Raw genomic sequence first — 16472 nt, forward strand, 5'->3', positions numbered from 1 at the left:
TGTCAGTCCTCATCCTCGTCCGCCTCCGGTCCCAAGATGATGGTGATCATCCGATCCGGATCCACCTGTTCGCGGAAATGCCGCACGATGCTGTTTCGGTCCACCGCTTCGACCTGATCGATGAAGGTGTCCAGGTAGTCCAGCGGCATGCCGTGAAAGCCAATGCTGGCGACATAACCCGCGATCTTCGCGTTGCTGTCCAGGTTCAGCGGAAAGCTGCCGGTGATGTTGCGCCGGGCATCTTCCAGTTCGTCATCGCCGGGGCCATCCTCGCGAATGGAACGCAACTCCTCACGCAGCACCTCCAGTGCTTCGTCGGTACGGTCGGTTCGCACCCGGGTGCTCACCCGGAACGGCCCGCGCGTCTGCATCGGCAGGAAGCTGCTCGACACGCCGTAAGACAGGCCGCGCTCCTCGCGCATCTCGATCGCCAGCCGCGACACCAGGCCGCTGCCGCCCAGCACGTGGTTACCGACATACAGCGGGAAATGGGCCTCGTCGCCACGGGCGTAGGCCGGGTGGCCCATGATGATGTGCGTCTGCGACGTCTGGAACGGAATCCGTATTGTCCGTGCCTCGTCCGGTAGCGACGGTTCGGGGATCGCTTCCGGTTTTTCCCCGGAGCGCAGGGCGCCGGACAGGGTTTCCGCCAGACGCTCGACCCGTTCCCGATCCAGATCGCCCACCACCGCCAGGGTTGCGTTTTCGCGCACGTAGTGCTGCCGATGGAAATCGACCACATGGTCGCGCTCGATTGCTTCCAGGCTGTCCTCGGTGCCGCCCGGGTCGCTGGCGTAGGGGTGGTCACCATAGGCGGCCTTCCAGAATTCGCGTCCGGCGACAGCGCCGGGGTTGCGCTCCGCGTTCTCCAGCGCCACCAGCATGCGCCGCCGCTGGCGGTCCAGCACGTCGGCGTCGAAATCCGGCTTCGCCACCACGCGTGTCAGCGTGTCGAGGGCCGCATCCAGGGTGTCGCCGTCGCTCAGGCTGCGCAGTTCCACCGAGGCATAGTCGCGACCGCTGCTGGTGGAGAAGCGTGCGCCCTGGTCCTCGAACAGGCGGGCGACTTCACCGGCATCCAGGCCGTCCGCGCCCTCGCCAAGCAGATTACTGGTCAGTGCCGCAAGTCCGGGCAGATCGCCGTCGCGGGCGCTGCCCGCATCGAACATCAGGCTCATGTCCACCAGCGGCAGGATGTCGGTTTGCACGTAGTACACGTCCAGGCCGTCGTCTGTGGTCCAGTGCTGGATTTCTGGCCCGCCCGCCAGCGCGCGGCCGGCAAGCAGTAGGCCCAGCATGGCGCACAGGAGAAGCAGCAGCGATCCGCGCGGTGTCATCAGTCGCATAAGTCGTGGCCTCAATATCCGGCGTCGTCAGCGGGTGCGCCGCCGGCATCACCGGCGGGGGATGGCATCATCGGCATGCGGCCGGGACCATCGTCCTCGGCCGGCAACACATGCATCACGGTGAGTCGGTCTTCCACCAGGTAACGCGCTGCAACCTCCTGGATCTGCTCCGGCGTGATGTCCTCGATGGCCTGCTGGAATTCCTCCATCACCTGCCAGCCGAGACCGGCGGTTTCCAGCAGGCCGATCTCCATGGCCTGGTAGAACACGGAATCCAGCCGGTAGACGTAGTCGGCCCGGGCCTGGACGCGGGCGCGCTCCAGTTCCTCCTCGTCGACGCCATCCTCGATGATGCGTTTGACCTCCGCGCGAAGCGCCTCTTCCAGTTCGTCCAGGCTGCCGTCCCGCGCCGGTCGGCCGTTGAGCGAGAACTGGGTGTCCAGCCGCGCCAGGCCCCGATAGCCCGCACTGACACTGCTCGCAACCTCGTCATCCCGCACCAGCCGTTGCGGCAGCCGGGCGCTCTCGCCGCCGTCGAGGATGCTGGCGAGAAGGCTCAGGGCATACGATTTCTCGCGCTCCTCGGCGGTCGCCAGCGACGGCACGTGGTAGCCCATCATCAGATAGGGCGTTGCATTGGTGATCCGCAGGCTGGCGCGTTTCTCACCGAGTCCGGGTATTTCGGGCTGTTCCTTCACCTCCGGCGTGGGCCGCGGTTCCAGCGGGCCGAAATGCTCCTTGACCAGCTCGTGAACCGCATCCGGATCCACGTCGCCGGCAACCACCAGGATGGCATTGTTGACGCCGTACCAGTCCTCGTACCACTGCTTGACGTCATCCAGCGAGAGCTGGTCCAGGTCATGCTGCCAGCCGATGATCGGCTGCCGGTACGGACTGGTGTTCCAGGCCATGGCGTTGAATCGTTCGCGGGCGACGCCCAGCGGATTGTCGTCGACCCGTTCACGGCGTTCCTCGTTGACCACTTCTAGCTCGCGGGCGTACTCGTCCTCGTCGAACTGGATGTTGGCCAGGCGGTCGGCGCCCAACTCCAGGGCAATCTCCAGGCGGTCGGCGCCAAGCTGTTCGTGGTAGCCCGTGAAGTCCTGTCCGGTGAAGGCATTCAGCCGGCCGCCCTCGCGCGAGATGATGCGCGAAAAACTGCCTGTCTCCCGATTCTTCGTGCCCTTGAACATCATGTGCTCCAGCACGTGGGAAATGCCGGTCAGCCCGGTCGGTTCATGGCTGGAGCCCACCGGGAACCAGAGCTGCGTGACCACCACCGGGGCACGTTCGTCCGGCTTCACAAGCAGGCGCATTTCGTTGTCCAGCGTGTATTCATGGACGCCGCCATCGACGGCGGCGGCGGCAAGGGGGACGGCGGCCAGGAGCAGTCCGAGTGGACGCCAGATCCGCTGCAGCATGCCGTTCATAAGTCTTGACTCCCGCGGGCTAATCTCGGTGATAGGATACGCACACCAGCCACCGTAGTGACCGTGAGAGCAATGCTAGGTTTCAGAAAGCGCGGAAAACAGGATGCCGGCCCCGCCAGCCAGACGGAGGAGCCCTCGCGGCCGGGCTTCTTCGGCCGCCTGCGGGAGCGTCTGGGCAAGACGCGGAGTGGTCTGACCGAGGGTTTGGCAACAGTCTTTCTCGGTCGCAAGTCGATTGACGAGGACCTGCTGGAGGAACTCGAGACCCGGTTGCTGATGGCCGACGTCGGTGTCGAGGCCACCAGCCGCATCATCGATGACATGACGGCCCGCCTCAAGCGAAGCGAGCTGCAGGACATGGACAGCCTGATGCGGGCGCTACGCGAGGACATGCTGGCCATTTTGCAGCCCTGCGAGGCGCCGCTGGTGCCGGATCCGGCGAGTCATCGCCCCTGGGTGGTGCTGACGGTGGGGGTCAACGGGGTCGGCAAGACCACCACCATCGGCAAACTCGCCAGTCGCTGGAAAGGCGAGGGTCACAAGGTGCTGCTGGCCGCCGGCGACACTTTTCGCGCCGCCGCCGTGGAGCAGTTGCAACGCTGGGGACAACGCACCGATATTCCGGTCATTGCCCAGCACAGTGGCGCCGATTCCGCCTCGGTCATCTTCGATGCCCTGCAGGCGGGGCAGGCCCGCGGCGCCGATGTGCTGATCGCCGACACCGCCGGTCGCCTGCATACCCAGAGCAACCTGATGGACGAACTGCGCAAGGTGCGGCGCGTGCTGGGCAAGCTGGACCAGACGGCCCCGCACGAGACGCTGCTGGTGGTCGATGCCGGCACCGGCCAGAACGCCCTGTCGCAGGCGCGGCATTTCCATGAGGCGGTGGGCGTCAGCGGCCTGGTGCTGACCAAGCTGGATGGCACCGCCAAGGGCGGCGTGATCTTCGCGATGGCCCAGCAACTCGGTCTTCCGATCCGGTTCATCGGTGTGGGCGAGGGGGTCGAGGATCTGCGCCCGTTCGACGCCGCCGATTTCGTTGATGCCTTGCTCGGTGACGTGCTCAAGGAGGAGGACGGGGCCGCCCGAGCATGATCCGTTTCGAGCATGTCGGAAAGCGCTATGACGGCGGTTTCGAGGCGCTGCAGGATCTCAGTTTCGAGCTGGAGCAGGGCGAGCTTGCCTTCCTGACCGGCCCCTCCGGCGCCGGCAAGAGTACGCTGCTGCGATTGATCGCGCTGCTCGAGCGACCGAGTCGCGGCCATATCCGTGTGGCCGAGATCGACCTGTCACGTTTGCGGCGGCGGCATATACCCTACCTGCGGCGCCGGATCGGCATGATCTTCCAGGATCACCGGCTGCTGCATGACCGCACCGTGTTCGACAACGTGGCCCTGCCATTGATCATCAACGGCATCGCCGATCACCGGGAAATCGCCCGCCGTGTGCGCGCGGCGCTGGACAAGGTCGGGCTTCTCGGCCGTGAACGGTACTATCCGGTGACCCTGTCCGGTGGCGAGCAGCAACGGGTCGGGATAGCCCGTGCCGTGGTCACGCGGCCTCCGATCCTGCTTGCCGACGAACCCACAGGCAACCTCGATCCCGGCCTGTCCGGCGAAATCATGCAGTTGTTTGTCGAGTTCAACCGGGTCGGTGTGACCACGCTGATCGCCAGCCACGATTTGGAACTGGTGGGTCGGCTCGGCTTCCGCCGGATCGGACTTTGCGATGGCCGGCTGGACCCGGATGTCGCCGGCGGAGTGCGCGCATGAGGCGCCCGACTCCCAGACCCGCCCGTGGCGCCGCCCGCCGCCAGCGAGGCATTCTGGCCCGAATGCGGGGCGGACTCTCGGCCTGGCTGACCGCCCACGGCCGGGCCCTGCTGGGCTCGCTTGGGCGGTTGGCGCGTATGCCGCTGTCGGCGTTGATGACGGTCGGCGTACTTGCCATTTCGCTTGCCCTGCCGGCGCTTTTTCTGTTGATGCTGCAAAACGTCGAGCGTCTGAGTGCCGATTGGGATCGCGGCGCATCACTGTCCGTGTTTCTCGGTCTGGAGGTGGAATCGTCCCGCGTTCAAGAACTGGCCGACGAATTTGCCCAGCGGCCGCCGGTACAGGCCAGCACGATAATCCCGCCGGAGCAGGCGCTGGAGGATTTCCGGCGCATGGCCGGCATGGACGAGGCTCTGGATTTGCTGGACGAGAATCCGCTACCGGCGGTGATCGTGCTGGTTCCGGATCCGGGCCTCGATGCCGAGGCGCTGCAGGTCCTGGGTTCCGAGATCGAGGCGGAGGCGGAGGTCGATACCGTGCGCCTGGACCTGGCCTGGGTCGAGCGTCTGCAGCGCATCTCCGAATTGTTGCGGCGTGCGGTCTGGCTGGTGGCCGGTCTGCTCGGCCTGACCGTGGTGCTGGTGGTCGGGAACACCATTCGCCTGGCAATCCAGAACCGGCGCGAAGAGATCGTCATCGCCAAGCTGATAGGCGCCACGGACGGCTTTATCCGCCGACCGTTCCTGTATGAAGGTCTTTGGTACGGACTCCTGGGTGGGTTGACGGCGGCGGCGCTGGTCGGCGGCGTCCGACTGGCCCTGGCCGGCCCGGCCTCGGAACTGGCCCGGCTCTACCAGACCGGCCCGATCCTGGTCGGTCCCGGTGCCACGGGCTTCGGACTGCTCTGCCTGGCCGGCATCGCCCTCGGCCTGACCGGCTCCTGGCTAGCGGTAGGCCGGCACCTGGCGGCGATTGAGCCGAAGTGATGGGAAAGACCAAGTGTTCGGTTTTCAGTGTTCAGTTTTCAGACAAACATTGACGTCGAGGCTCCGGCATAGTGGAGCGCCATCATCGGTCGGGAGCATTATTCCGTGATCTGACGGGGAGTCTTTCTGAACACTGAAAACTGAAGCCTGAACACTCTTGATCCTGCAGTGAAACCCGAACCCTTTCCGCATTTAGCACTCTAACCCCCAGACTGCTAAACTACGCACATTGAATTCATTCGGGGGTGAATGACCATGTCGACCGCCTTGACGACGACAAATTACCAGCAGCTGCCCCTGCGCTCCGGCAGCGAAGAGGCCTACATCCAGGCCGTCAACCAGATCCCGGTGCTGAGCGTCGAGGACGAGCAGTCGCTGGCCATCGCCTATCGGCAGAACGACGATTTGGACGCCGCGCGTCAGCTCGTCCTGGCGCACCTGCGTTTCGTGGTTCATATCGCCCGTGGCTACAACGGCTACGGCCTGCCGCTGGCGGATTTGATCCAGGAAGGCAACATCGGCCTGATGAAGGCGGTGAAGCGCTTCGACCCGGAGGTGAAGGTGCGGCTGGTGTCCTTTGCCGTACACTGGATCCGGGCCGAGATTCACGAATACATCCTGCGCAACTGGCGTATCGTCAAGGTCGCCACGACCAAGGCGCAGCGCAAGCTGTTCTTCAACCTCCGCAGTTCGAAGAAGCGCCTCGGCTGGCTTTCCGCCGATGAGGTCAATCGAGTCGCCGGGGATCTGGGTGTCAAGCCGGAGACGGTGATGGAGATGGAGTCGCGGCTCAGTGGCCACGACGTTGCCTTCGACCCGCAGCCGGAGTCCGATGACGAGGACGCCGTGGTGCGCTCGCCAGCGGCATTCCTGCAGGACGGCTCGCTGGATCCGGCGGCTGCCACCGAGCAGGCGGACTGGGAGGCGCATCAGACCAGTTCCCTGCGGCAGGCCCTGGACGGGCTGGACGAACGCAGCCGCGATATCGTCCAGCGCCGCTGGCTGCTGGATGACAAGACCACCTTGCAGGAACTGGCGGATCAGTATCAGGTGTCGGCCGAACGGATCCGGCAGCTTGAAAAGAACGCCATGAGCAAATTGCGCGCCGCGATGGCGTAACCCGGGCCGCTAGCGCGGCTCAGGGATTCGCCGGACAGGATGTCCGGCGCGGCGTGGCTCCAGGGAAGGAGAACGTCTCTATGGGCATCAACCACTGGCCGGCATCCGAGCGGCCGCGGGAGCGCCTACTTGCGCAGGGGCCGGCGGCGTTATCGGATGCCGAGCTGCTTGCCATTTTCCTGCGCACCGGTATCTCCGGTTGCAGTGCCGTCGAGCTGGCACGCCGGCTGTTGCAGCAGTTCGGTGGCCTTCGGCCGCTGCTCGAGGCGGATCGCGCGACATTCTGCGCCTCCCCCGGACTCGGTGACGCCAAGTTCTCGCAGCTTCAGGCAGTACTCGAGATCGCTCGTCGCCATCTGCATGGCGAACTGCAGCGTGGCGAGAGCCTGACCTCGCCACGCCAGTCCGCGACCTTCCTGAAGGCGCGTCTGCGACACTATCCGCATGAGGTGTTCGCGGCGCTGTTTCTCGACAATCGGCACCGTGTCCTGCGATTCGAGGAGATGTTTCGTGGCACCATTGACGCAGCCAGCGTGCATCCGAGGGAAGTCGTGAAACGCGCACTGGCACTGAATGCGGCGGCGGTGATCGTGGCGCACAACCACCCCTCCGGCGTGGCCGAGCCCAGCGGCGCCGACCAGCGGATTACAGAACGCCTGCGCGATGCCCTGGGATTGGTGGATATCCGTCTGCTCGACCATTTCGTGATTGGCGATGGCGAACCGGTCTCGCTGGCCGAACGCGGCATGTTTTAAGGGAAATACTGATGCGGGTCTTTGTTGACGAGCAGGGACGTTCCTGGACCGCCAGCGTCGGCCGGGAATCCTATGGCATGCTCGTGGTGCTGCTGGTGCCGGACGGTGGCAGCGAGGTTCGCAAGGCGATGCTCGCTGCCGAAACGCGGCTCGACGCCCAGCAGGAACTTCAGGCTCTGTCCGAGGGGGATCTGCGTGACCGCCTGCAGGTGTCGGTGCCCTGGGAGCAGCCGGACATCAGCCGTTGAATGCCGCCCTGGCCGCCGCAGGTGCCGGCGGTCGCGAGTTTCCCTAAACTGAGTGCGGCTGGTCTCGCCCGCATCGCTGCCGACCGTATCGGGGGCGAGGGTGGATCAGCCTATCTCTGTCGCAATAACGGATGCGGACATGACGGAAAGCGCGCTGCGGCAGCGGCATATCATTCTTGGCGTCACCGGTGGCATTGCCGCCTACAAGAGCGCGGACCTGGTGCGCCGGCTGCGTGAGGCCGGTGCCGAGGTGCGGGTTGTCATGACCCGGGCCGCCACCGAGTTCGTCACCCCGCTCACGTTCCAGGCGGTTTCCGGGCAGCCCGTGCACACAAGTCTGCTGGACCCCGAGGCCGAGGCGGCGATGGGGCATATCGCGCTCGCCCGCTGGGCCGATGCGGTGCTGGTGGCACCGGCGAGCGCCGATGTGCTTGCGCGGCTGGCCCACGGGCAGGCGAATGACTTGCTGACCACGCTGTGTCTGGCTACCGAGGCCCCGCTGGCGGTGGCGCCGGCGATGAACCGCGTGATGTGGCTGCATCCCGCGGTGCGAGACAATGTATCGCTGCTCGAACGACGCGGGGTTGCCGTATTCGGGCCGGCGGTTGGTGATCAGGCTTGTGGCGAGCAGGGGGCGGGCCGCATGCTGGAACCGCTGGAGCTGGTGCGCCACGTGGGTGGACTGTTCGGGCCGCGGCCGCTGCAGGGCAGGCGCGTTGTCGTCACGGCGGGACCAACCCGCGAGGCGCTGGACCCGGTGCGCTTCATCAGCAACCGAAGCTCCGGCCGCATGGGCTTTGCGCTGGCGGCAGCTGCCCGCGACGCGGGCGCCGATGTGGAACTGGTCAGCGGTCCGGTAGCACTGGAAACCCCTCCCGGCGTGCGGCGCACCGATGTCGAGACTGCCGGCGAGATGCATGATGCGGTGCAGGCCCTGCTTGATGGTTGTGACCTGTTCATCGGCTGTGCCGCCGTGGCGGACTACCGGCCGGCTCAGGTGGCCTCGGGGAAGATCAAGAAGCGCGAGCAACAAATGCAGGTGGAACTGGAACGCAATCCGGATATTCTCGCCAGCGTCGCCGCTGCCTCGCCACGCCCGTTCACGGTGGGTTTCGCGGCCGAGACGGAAGACCTGCAGGGGCATGCCGAGGACAAGCGTCGGCGCAAGGGGCTGGATCTGATCGCCGGCAATCTTGTCGGCCAGCCGGACAGTGGTTTCGACGTCGACAGCAACCGCCTGTGGCTGCGCTGGCAGGACGGTGATTGCTGGCTTGGTCCGGCCTCGAAGGCCCAGGTTGCCGACGAACTGATTGCCTTTGTCGCCGACCGAATGAGCAAGGAGTAGGAATGCTGCAAACCGTTCAGATGCAGGTGCTCGATTCCCGCCTGGGCCAGGAATTCCCGATGCCGGACTACGCCACCGACGGCTCTGCCGGGCTTGACCTTCGGGCCTGCCTGGACGCGGATACGGAGCTGGCGCCGGGGCAGACGCTGCTGATTCCGACCGGCCTGGCGATCCACATCGGCGATCCGAATGTGGCGGCCGTGATCCTGCCGCGCTCCGGCCTCGGCCACAAGCACGGCATCGTGCTAGGCAACCTGGTGGGGCTGATCGATTCCGACTACCAGGGCCAGCTTTTCGTCTCCTGCTGGAACCGTGGCCAGCAGGGCTATGCCATTGCCGCGGGCGAACGCATCGCGCAACTGGTCTTCGTGCCCGTGTTGCGGCCGCGCCTTGAGCGGGTCGCCAGCTTCGATACCTCGACGCGTGCTGACGGCGGCTTCGGCCACACGGGGACTGACTGAACGGTGCCCCGGTGCAACCCTCATTACGGCTGGTGGCTGCGGCCAGGTCTGATCCTGTTGTTTATGCTGCTGCCGCTGGCGGTCTGGTACGGTGAGGAACGGACGGCGGCGCGTCTGCAGGACCAGGCTCTCGAGATTCGCATGTTGCAGATGCAGGCACAGGCGACTGCGGTTGCCGATGCCGTGGCCTGGAGTGAGCGCTGGCTGGAACAGCGGGCCGAGGATCCGGTGGTGCAACGCCGGACTGTCAATCGCCGTTTGCCGGCCGAACTCGCCGACGAACTGAATACCCTGTGGTTGTTGCCGCTCGGGATCGATGAGCCGATGCCGCGGGCGGTGCCGCCGATCGGTTTCGCGCTGCATGACATGCTGCAACGGTCGGAAGAGGGTGCCGAGCGGGTACCGCCCGAGGCCCATCGGCTGGCGGACGGCGAGGTCGTGGTGTATTTCCTGCGGACCGTGTCGTTTGCCGGCGAACCGCGGGCGCACCTGGTACTGCGTCAACCCATTGCCTGGCTGGAGCGTCAGCTCGACCGGGCGCCAGCCGGTGGTCCGGACGTGGCGTTATTTCAGCAGACTGAGGACGGACGAGTGGTTCGTCTGCTGGGTGAGGTAGGGGAGTCCCCGGACTCCGCCGAGCGGGTTCCGGTGGGCGGAACGCCGTGGCTGTTGCAGGCCAGCGAGCCCCTGGCGCCCGAGGCGCGGCCGGCGCTATCCTCGCCGCTGTTCCTTTTCGCCACGCTGCTTGCCGTGCTGGCCATCCTGCACCTGCTTGCAGCGGCACCCGGACGCGCCGCGGCCACGCCGGCGGCCGCTCGCCGGCCGGGCAGCCCATCAGTTGAGAAGGGCACCAGGGAGATTGCCATGACACAGGAGCCAGACACGGAAACCATGGTGCGGCCATCGCCCGAAATCCGGCGTGACCTGTTTCGCGCCTACGATATCCGTGGCCGCGTCGATGCCGGTCTGAATGAGGCTGTGGTGCAGGAAATCGGCCGCGCCATCGGCAGCGAGGCGGTGGACAGGGATCTGGACACCCTGGTGGTGGCACGGGACGGTCGTGAATCCAGCCCGGCGCTGGCCGAGGCCCTGGGCGAGGGTTTGCGCAGTGCCGGTATCCACGTCATCGATATCGGTCAGGTGCCGACTCCGGTCATGTACTTCGCCACCTACCATCTGCAGACCGGATCCGGGGTGGTCGTGACCGGCAGCCACAATCCTCCGGATTACAATGGCCTGAAGATCATGCTGGGCGGCGAGACCCTGTCCGGCGATGCGATCGCCGGTTTGTACGACCGCTTGCAGGATGGTCGTCTGGTGCGGGCGCCGGTGGCCGGCGATCTGCGCCTGCTGGATGTGGTGCCGGATTATCTGCAGCGCATCCTGGCCGACGTCAGGCTCACGCGCCCGTTGCGGGTCGTGGTCGACTGCGGCAATGGTGTTGCCGGCAGTATCGCTCCGCGGCTGTTGCGGGAACTTGGCTGCGAAGTGCATGAGTTGTTCTGCGAGGTGGATGGCAGCTTCCCCAACCACCACCCGGATCCCGCCGATCCGGCCAACCTGCAAACACTGATCGAGAAGGTCGCCGAGGTGGATGCACATGTCGGCCTGGCGTTTGACGGTGATGGTGACCGGCTGGGTGTCGTTGACGGCGGCGGCAAGATCATCTGGCCGGATCGGCAGCTGATGCTCTACGCGCGGGAGATTCTGGCGGTGAAGCCGGGCGCGGACATCATTTTCGACGTCAAGTGTTCGGCGCATCTGGCGCGAATCATCGAGAAACACGCCGGTGTGCCGGTGATGTGGCGGACCGGGCACTCGATCATCAAGGCCAAGCTCAAGCAGTCCGGTGCGCCACTGGCCGGCGAGATGAGCGGGCACATCTTCTTCAATGACCGCTGGGACGGTTTCGACGACGGCATGTACACGGCGGCGCGGCTGCTCGAGATCCTGGCCCATGACCCGCGGCCCAGTACCGAGGTTTTCGCCGAATTGCCGGAAACCGTCAGTACGCCGGAACTGAAGGTTCAGCTCGAGGAGGGCGAGCCGCCACGGGTCATCGAGCGCCTGATGCGGCGGGCGCGTTTCCCCGACGCCCGGGTCACGACCATCGATGGCCTGCGGGTGGATTTCAGCGACGGCTGGGGCCTGGTTCGCTCATCGAATACCACACCCTGCCTGGTGCTGCGCTTCGAGGCCGACAACGAAGCAGCGCTGGAGCGGATCAAGACGGCCTTCAGGGAGCTGCTGGCGGAGGCCAGCCCGGGCACCGAACCCGGTTTCTGACAGGGAACTCAAGACGGAGACAGGCATGAGTCACAGCCCCAGCGAAGCGGCGGAAGTCGCCCGGGTCCTGACCGAGGCGCTGCCATACATCCAGCGCTTTCGCGGTCGCACCATCGTGGTCAAGTTCGGTGGCAATGCGATGGTTGACGAGCAACTCAAGCGCAGTTTTGCGCGCGATATCGTGTTGATGAAACTGGTCGGTTTCCGGCCGGTGGTTGTCCATGGCGGCGGGCCGCAAATCGGCAGTCTGCTGCAGCGCATCGGCAAGGAGAGCCGGTTCGTCGATGGCATGCGGGTCACCGATAACGAGACCATGGACGTGGTCGAGATGGTGCTGGGTGGCCTGGTCAACAAGGAAATCGTGCAGCTGATCAACAGCCAGGGCGGCCGCGCGGTTGGCCTCAGCGGCAAGGACGGCGGGCTGATCCGGGCGCGAAAGCTGACCTTGGCCGACAGCGACAGCGATCCCGCGCGCGACATCGGCCAGGTGGGCGAGGTTGCGGCCATCGACCCGGGGCTGGTCGACATGCTCGACAGCGGCGCCTTCATTCCGGTGATCGCACCCATCGGCGTTGGTGACGACGGCCGCAGTTACAACATCAACGCTGATCTGGTGGCCGGACGCCTGGCCGAGGTGCTGCAGGCGGAGAAGCTGATCCTGCTGACCAATACCGCCGGCCTGCTGGATTCGGACGGCGAGCTGCTGACCGGGCTGGATGCCGCGCGGGTCCAGGCGCTGATCGGGGACGGTACGATCCACGGCGGCATGCTGCCGAAGATTCGCTGTGCATTGGAGGCGGTGCAGAACGGCGTTCAGGCGGCGCACATCATCGATGGTCGCGTCACCCATGCGGTACTGCTGGAGCTGTTTACCGACAGTGGTGTCGGTACCCTGATCCAGGGGCCGCCGCGATGCGGCGAGCCGCGGCGCAGCGGTTGAGCCGTCCTAACGGGACTCGCCCAGCAGAATCCGGAAGCGCTCCAGGTGACGATCGAACTCCGTGTTTACCGTGTCGATTTCTTCCTGCCGTTGCCGAATTCGCTCGTCCTCGCGCTCGCGCAACTGGCGCGCCTGGCGCAGGCGCCGTTCATACGGTGCCACGTCGCGTTGACCGCGTTCGGCTTCGGCCGCCGACTCACGTAGCTCGTCGATCCGGTTATCCAGACGCTGCCGGCGCCGCTCGGCATTGTCCAGGCGGGTTTGCAATGGCTGAATTCGGCGCTCCCGACTGCGTTCCAGGTCCTCCACACTGGTGTAGCTGCGTTGCAGCATCTCATCGTATTCAGCCTGCAGTCGGTGCTGCTCCTGCTCGCGCTGCTGCGCGTCTTCCGCAGCCTTGCGTGCCTCTTCAAGCGCCTCCAGTTCCTCCGCCGTCGGCATCCGGTCGACATCCCGCAGGGTATCGCCGTCGCGGGAGAAAACTCGCCGTTCCTCTGGTGCCCGCTCGGGTGGCAATCGGTCGCTGTAATGGACTTCGCCGTCCTCATCGACCCATCGGTACAGTTCCGCCTGCGCAACCCCGGAGAGCAGTAACGCACCGACAATACCGGCAGTGATGCACATTGTCTTCATGGATTCTTAAAGCTTCCTGGTGCGAACTACAACCCGGTCAGGGGTTGAATCGGCGTCTTTATCAATCTGTTGTGGCTAAAGGTAGCGCACCGCTCCACGGAAAAAATGTGAACCACGGCGCAGGCTTGCAAGCCATGTTGACGGTACGCCAGGCGGCGCCACTGATCGTGTGTACCTGTTGAATGGAGCGGATCTGCAGCCCCGAGTTCAAATCCCGGGGGGCGGCATGTCACCGGCTGTTACTCCCGGCCACGCTCGTCGGCCAGGCGCAGCAGGTGCCGGGTAGCGCGCCACAGTTGGATGCCATCAAAGAAGCCGGTGGACACATCGACGTGGTCCAGCCCGCCGGCGCGATAGAGCCGCGCCTGACCCTCCGGCAGTGCCTGCCTGAGCCGCTCGCTGTGACTGATCGGGATGACCCGGTCCTCGGGCCCATGGATCAGGATCATTCGCGCCCGCAACGGAGACAGGTCCCGTTCCGCCAGATTCAGCGCCGACAGGTCGTCACGAATTGCCGACGGCAGCGCAGCGATCAGCTCGTCGACGGCCTCGGGGTCCTCGTTGCGCACCAGCTCCAGCAGCGCACGGCCATCGGCACCGAGCTGGTCGGCCAGATCTTCGATTTCGGCCCTTGGGTTTTCCAGCCGGCGTTCGCCGATTTCGCGGAGCAGTGACCGGTCGTTCGCGTCATCCAGTCGGTGACGCTGCGCCAGCAGGATGATCCAGCGGCCTTCCGGACGCGGCTGCATGGCGTCCTCGTCCTCGGCAAGGCCGGGGTCGTCGCCGGTGCTGGCGTAGCGGATGACGTCCACCAGGTCGTAATAGGGGCCAACGGCGAGGATGATATCCACCGCCTCGGCAGTGTCTTCCTCCATGGCGGCGAGCATTGCCGGACCCACGGCGAAGCTGATCGCGGCCAGCGCCACCGGTGCCCCGTCATCGCTTGCGTGGCGCACGGTGTCCGCAATCACCCGGCTTTCATCCTGACTGATGGAAAGGTCGGTGAGCCCGGGGACTTCCGGCGCGATGACCTCGAAGCCGATGCGTGCCATGCTGTGGGCGAACTCGACCAGCCGTGGATCACGCCGACCCTGCTCGGTAAAGCCATGCACCAGAATCAGCCGTCCGCGGGCCGAGTCGCCGCTGCGGTAGAGGTCGGCAACCCGCTCCTCGTCGCCGTACTCGTAGCGTACGGTTTGCCGCTCAGGCGTCTCGGTGCGCCGTTTCAGGCGACTGTCCTCGGCTCCTGCGCGCACGTCGCCCAGCAGCAGGGCGGCATCCGTCGCGCGCCCGGGGGACTCGCATCCGGCAAGTAATACGCTGCCAACGAGGAGCAGGATCAGTGTGAATCCGACATGCATTCGCATACGGAAACGGTAGCATGGGTCTGGCTTCTGTTACTTCCGGATTGCCCTGGTCATGCCGCGAATGCTGAAGATTCTCCTGCTGGGTCTGGCGCTCGCCTACCTTGTCCCGCTGGTCCTGTTGTATCTGTTTCAGGACCGGCTTGCCCACTTGCCCGGCGTGCCGGGCCGGGAGCTCACCGCGACACCGGAGCGGATCGGGCTGGACTACGAGGATGTGACGCTGGAGACGCCTGACGGGCTGCGTCTGCACGGCTGGTTTCTGCCCCACGAGAAACCCCGCGGCACGCTGCTGTTTCTGCACGGCAATGCCGGCAACATCAGTCATCGGCTGGACTCGCTGGAGATCTTCCACGAGCTGGGTCTTGAGGTGCTGATTATCGACTACCGGGGGTACGGCCAGAGCGAGGGCCGGCCCAGTGAGCCGGGGCTGCAACAGGATGCCCGCGTGGCGCTGGATTACCTGCTCGAGGAGCGGGGACGCGGCGCCGACGAGATCGCCGTTTTCGGCCGTTCCCTGGGCGGCGCCCTGGCCGCCGGGGTGGCCGCCGAGGAGGCCCTGGCCGGGGTGATCGTCGAATCCGCATTCACCTCCGCCCCGGATCTGGCCGCAGAGTTGTACCCCATCTACCCGGTGCGCTGGCTGGCACGTCTGGAATACGACACCCGGGCAGCGCTGGCGGAGAGCCGGACGCCGGTACTCGTGATCCACAGCCCGGAAGACGAGATTATCCCGTTCGCCCACGGCGAGAGACTGTACCAGGCGGCACCGGAACCGAAGAGCTTTCTCGAGCTGCGTGGTGATCACAACACCGGCTTCCTGCGGAATCGGGAGCGCTACATGGATGGTTTGGATGCGTTTCTGCGCGAGCATTTGGGTCGCTGACAGATTGATTCATAATCCAGCAAGGTTTGTTGGCATACTCTGCGCTGGGGAAACGGCGATTTGCTGACATGCCGGTGCCCGCCAACATCGAGGGTGGATCAAATGCTTCAGGGATTAAGATTGTTTCCGCTGGTCATGGCCATGTTCTGGTTGGCGGCCTGCGTCACGATCAACGTGTACTTCCCGGCTGCCGCGGCCGAACAGGCGGCGGACCGAATCATCCATGATGTCTGGGGCCGGGAGAACCGGCCGTCGGAGGGCCCGCCGGCAGCAGATCCCGGACCGCAAAGCCGTCAGGAGTCGCGGCCCCCGGCATTGATCGTCATGCTTGGGCGCATGGTATCCGAGGCCCGGGCCGCCGAGCCGGATCTGGATATCAGTTCGCCGGCGATTCGCCAACTGACCGCGTCGATGGAATCCCGTCACAGCCGCCTGCGTCCCTGGTACGACGCAGGCGCGGTCGGCCTGACCCGGAATGGCCTGGTCGAGGTCCGGGACCAGGGCGAGATACCGCTGGCGGACCGCAATGCGGTGCGGCAGCTGGTGTCTGACGAGAACAGCGACCGTAATGCCCTGTACCGGCAGATCGCGGTCGCCAATGGTCACCCGGAATGGGAATCCGATATCCGTCGCACGTTTGCCGAACGCTGGGTCGCGAATGCCCGTTCGGGCTGGTACTACCAGGATCGTGGCGGCAACTGGGTGCAGAAGTAGCCTAGGGAAACGCTGATTTATTCGCACGTCTGCGTTGGAGTCCGCATTTTTTCCGAGGCAAGGCGCGCTGCGCAGCGCCGCAGTCATTCTGCGGTCAAGCAGCGCAACGCAGCAGTCGGGAAAAATGCGGCCCAACACAGGGGGGCCGGCCGGTTTTGGCCCCTGGCGGGGGTGCGCCACCCGCCCG

At 65.5% G+C, this 16472-nt stretch carries 16 protein-coding genes; 12 read left to right on the forward strand and 4 right to left on the reverse strand.

Going from position 1 to position 16472, the window contains the following annotated elements; genetic code table 11:
• Positions 1–2 precede the first annotated feature (2 nt).
• Both M0534_RS03980 and M0534_RS03985 read right to left on the reverse strand, forming a co-directional pair.
• On the reverse strand, positions 3–1346 hold the full coding sequence (locus M0534_RS03980) for a M16 family metallopeptidase (protein ID WP_248567114.1): 1344 nt from the start codon (positions 1344–1346) through the stop codon (positions 3–5).
• An 11-nt stretch (positions 1347–1357) separates the two neighbouring features.
• The gene (locus tag M0534_RS03985) at positions 1358–2776 is read right to left on the reverse strand and encodes a M16 family metallopeptidase (protein ID WP_248567115.1); all 1419 of its coding nucleotides are present in this window, start codon (positions 2774–2776) and stop codon (positions 1358–1360) included.
• A gap of 72 nt (positions 2777–2848) precedes the next feature.
• Between M0534_RS03985 and ftsY the strand changes: the two genes are divergently transcribed.
• From ftsY to argB, 10 genes are all read left to right on the forward strand, one after another.
• Entirely contained in the window at positions 2849–3871 is a 1023-nt protein-coding gene (gene ftsY / locus M0534_RS03990; RefSeq protein WP_248567116.1) for a signal recognition particle-docking protein FtsY, read from the forward strand.
• Positions 3868–4548: a cell division ATP-binding protein FtsE gene (gene ftsE, locus M0534_RS03995; RefSeq protein ID WP_248567117.1), complete on the forward strand. Its 681-nt coding sequence runs from the start codon at positions 3868–3870 to the stop codon at positions 4546–4548. Before ftsY ends, ftsE begins: the two co-directional genes overlap by 4 nt.
• Positions 4545–5534, forward strand: coding sequence for a permease-like cell division protein FtsX (gene ftsX, locus M0534_RS04000; protein WP_248567118.1), 990 nt, complete (start codon positions 4545–4547; stop codon positions 5532–5534). The genes ftsE and ftsX overlap by 4 nt, the downstream gene beginning before the upstream one ends.
• A gap of 267 nt (positions 5535–5801) precedes the next feature.
• Positions 5802–6653 (forward strand): RNA polymerase sigma factor RpoH, encoded by an 852-nt coding sequence (rpoH, locus tag M0534_RS04005; protein ID WP_428348283.1) that lies wholly within the window; start codon positions 5802–5804, stop codon positions 6651–6653.
• Between the two features lie 80 nt (positions 6654–6733).
• Positions 6734–7408: a RadC family protein gene (gene radC / locus M0534_RS04010; RefSeq protein ID WP_248567120.1), complete on the forward strand. Its 675-nt coding sequence runs from the start codon at positions 6734–6736 to the stop codon at positions 7406–7408.
• A gap of 11 nt (positions 7409–7419) precedes the next feature.
• The gene (locus M0534_RS04015) at positions 7420–7656 is read left to right on the forward strand and encodes a hypothetical protein (RefSeq protein WP_248567121.1); all 237 of its coding nucleotides are present in this window, start codon (positions 7420–7422) and stop codon (positions 7654–7656) included.
• A gap of 139 nt (positions 7657–7795) precedes the next feature.
• Positions 7796–9001 carry a bifunctional phosphopantothenoylcysteine decarboxylase/phosphopantothenate--cysteine ligase CoaBC gene (gene coaBC, locus M0534_RS04020; protein WP_248567122.1) on the forward strand — a complete coding sequence of 402 codons (1206 nt, stop codon included), beginning with the start codon at positions 7796–7798 and terminating at the stop codon, positions 8999–9001.
• Between the two features lie 2 nt (positions 9002–9003).
• Complete coding sequence (dut, locus tag M0534_RS04025) at positions 9004–9462, forward strand: dUTP diphosphatase (RefSeq protein WP_248567123.1); 459 nt, start codon at positions 9004–9006, stop codon at positions 9460–9462.
• Positions 9463–9525: 63 nt separating this feature from the next.
• A complete protein-coding gene (locus tag M0534_RS04030; RefSeq protein WP_248567147.1) occupies positions 9526–11748 on the forward strand; it encodes a phosphomannomutase/phosphoglucomutase in 2223 nt (740 codons plus the stop codon).
• 25 nt (positions 11749–11773) lie between these two features.
• On the forward strand, positions 11774–12688 hold the full coding sequence (argB, locus tag M0534_RS04035) for an acetylglutamate kinase (RefSeq protein WP_248567124.1): 915 nt from the start codon (positions 11774–11776) through the stop codon (positions 12686–12688).
• Between the two features lie 6 nt (positions 12689–12694).
• On the opposite strand, the gene M0534_RS04040 is transcribed toward argB, so the two are convergent.
• Both M0534_RS04040 and M0534_RS04045 read right to left on the reverse strand, forming a co-directional pair.
• Entirely contained in the window at positions 12695–13321 is a 627-nt protein-coding gene (locus M0534_RS04040) for a DUF4124 domain-containing protein (RefSeq protein ID WP_248567125.1), read from the reverse strand.
• Positions 13322–13560: 239 nt separating this feature from the next.
• Positions 13561–14682: an alpha/beta hydrolase family protein gene (locus M0534_RS04045; protein WP_248567126.1), complete on the reverse strand. Its 1122-nt coding sequence runs from the start codon at positions 14680–14682 to the stop codon at positions 13561–13563.
• A 58-nt stretch (positions 14683–14740) separates the two neighbouring features.
• Between M0534_RS04045 and M0534_RS04050 the strand changes: the two genes are divergently transcribed.
• On the forward strand, positions 14741–15571 hold the full coding sequence (locus M0534_RS04050; RefSeq protein ID WP_248567127.1) for an alpha/beta hydrolase: 831 nt from the start codon (positions 14741–14743) through the stop codon (positions 15569–15571).
• Positions 15572–15673: 102 nt separating this feature from the next.
• Positions 15674–16285, forward strand: coding sequence for a YdbL family probable chaperone protein (locus tag M0534_RS04055; protein WP_248567128.1), 612 nt, complete (start codon positions 15674–15676; stop codon positions 16283–16285).
• Positions 16286–16472 lie beyond the last annotated feature (187 nt).

The organism is Methylonatrum kenyense, assembly GCF_023195885.1.
In the GTDB taxonomy this organism is placed as follows: Bacteria; Pseudomonadota; Gammaproteobacteria; order Nitrococcales; family Aquisalimonadaceae; genus Methylonatrum; species Methylonatrum kenyense.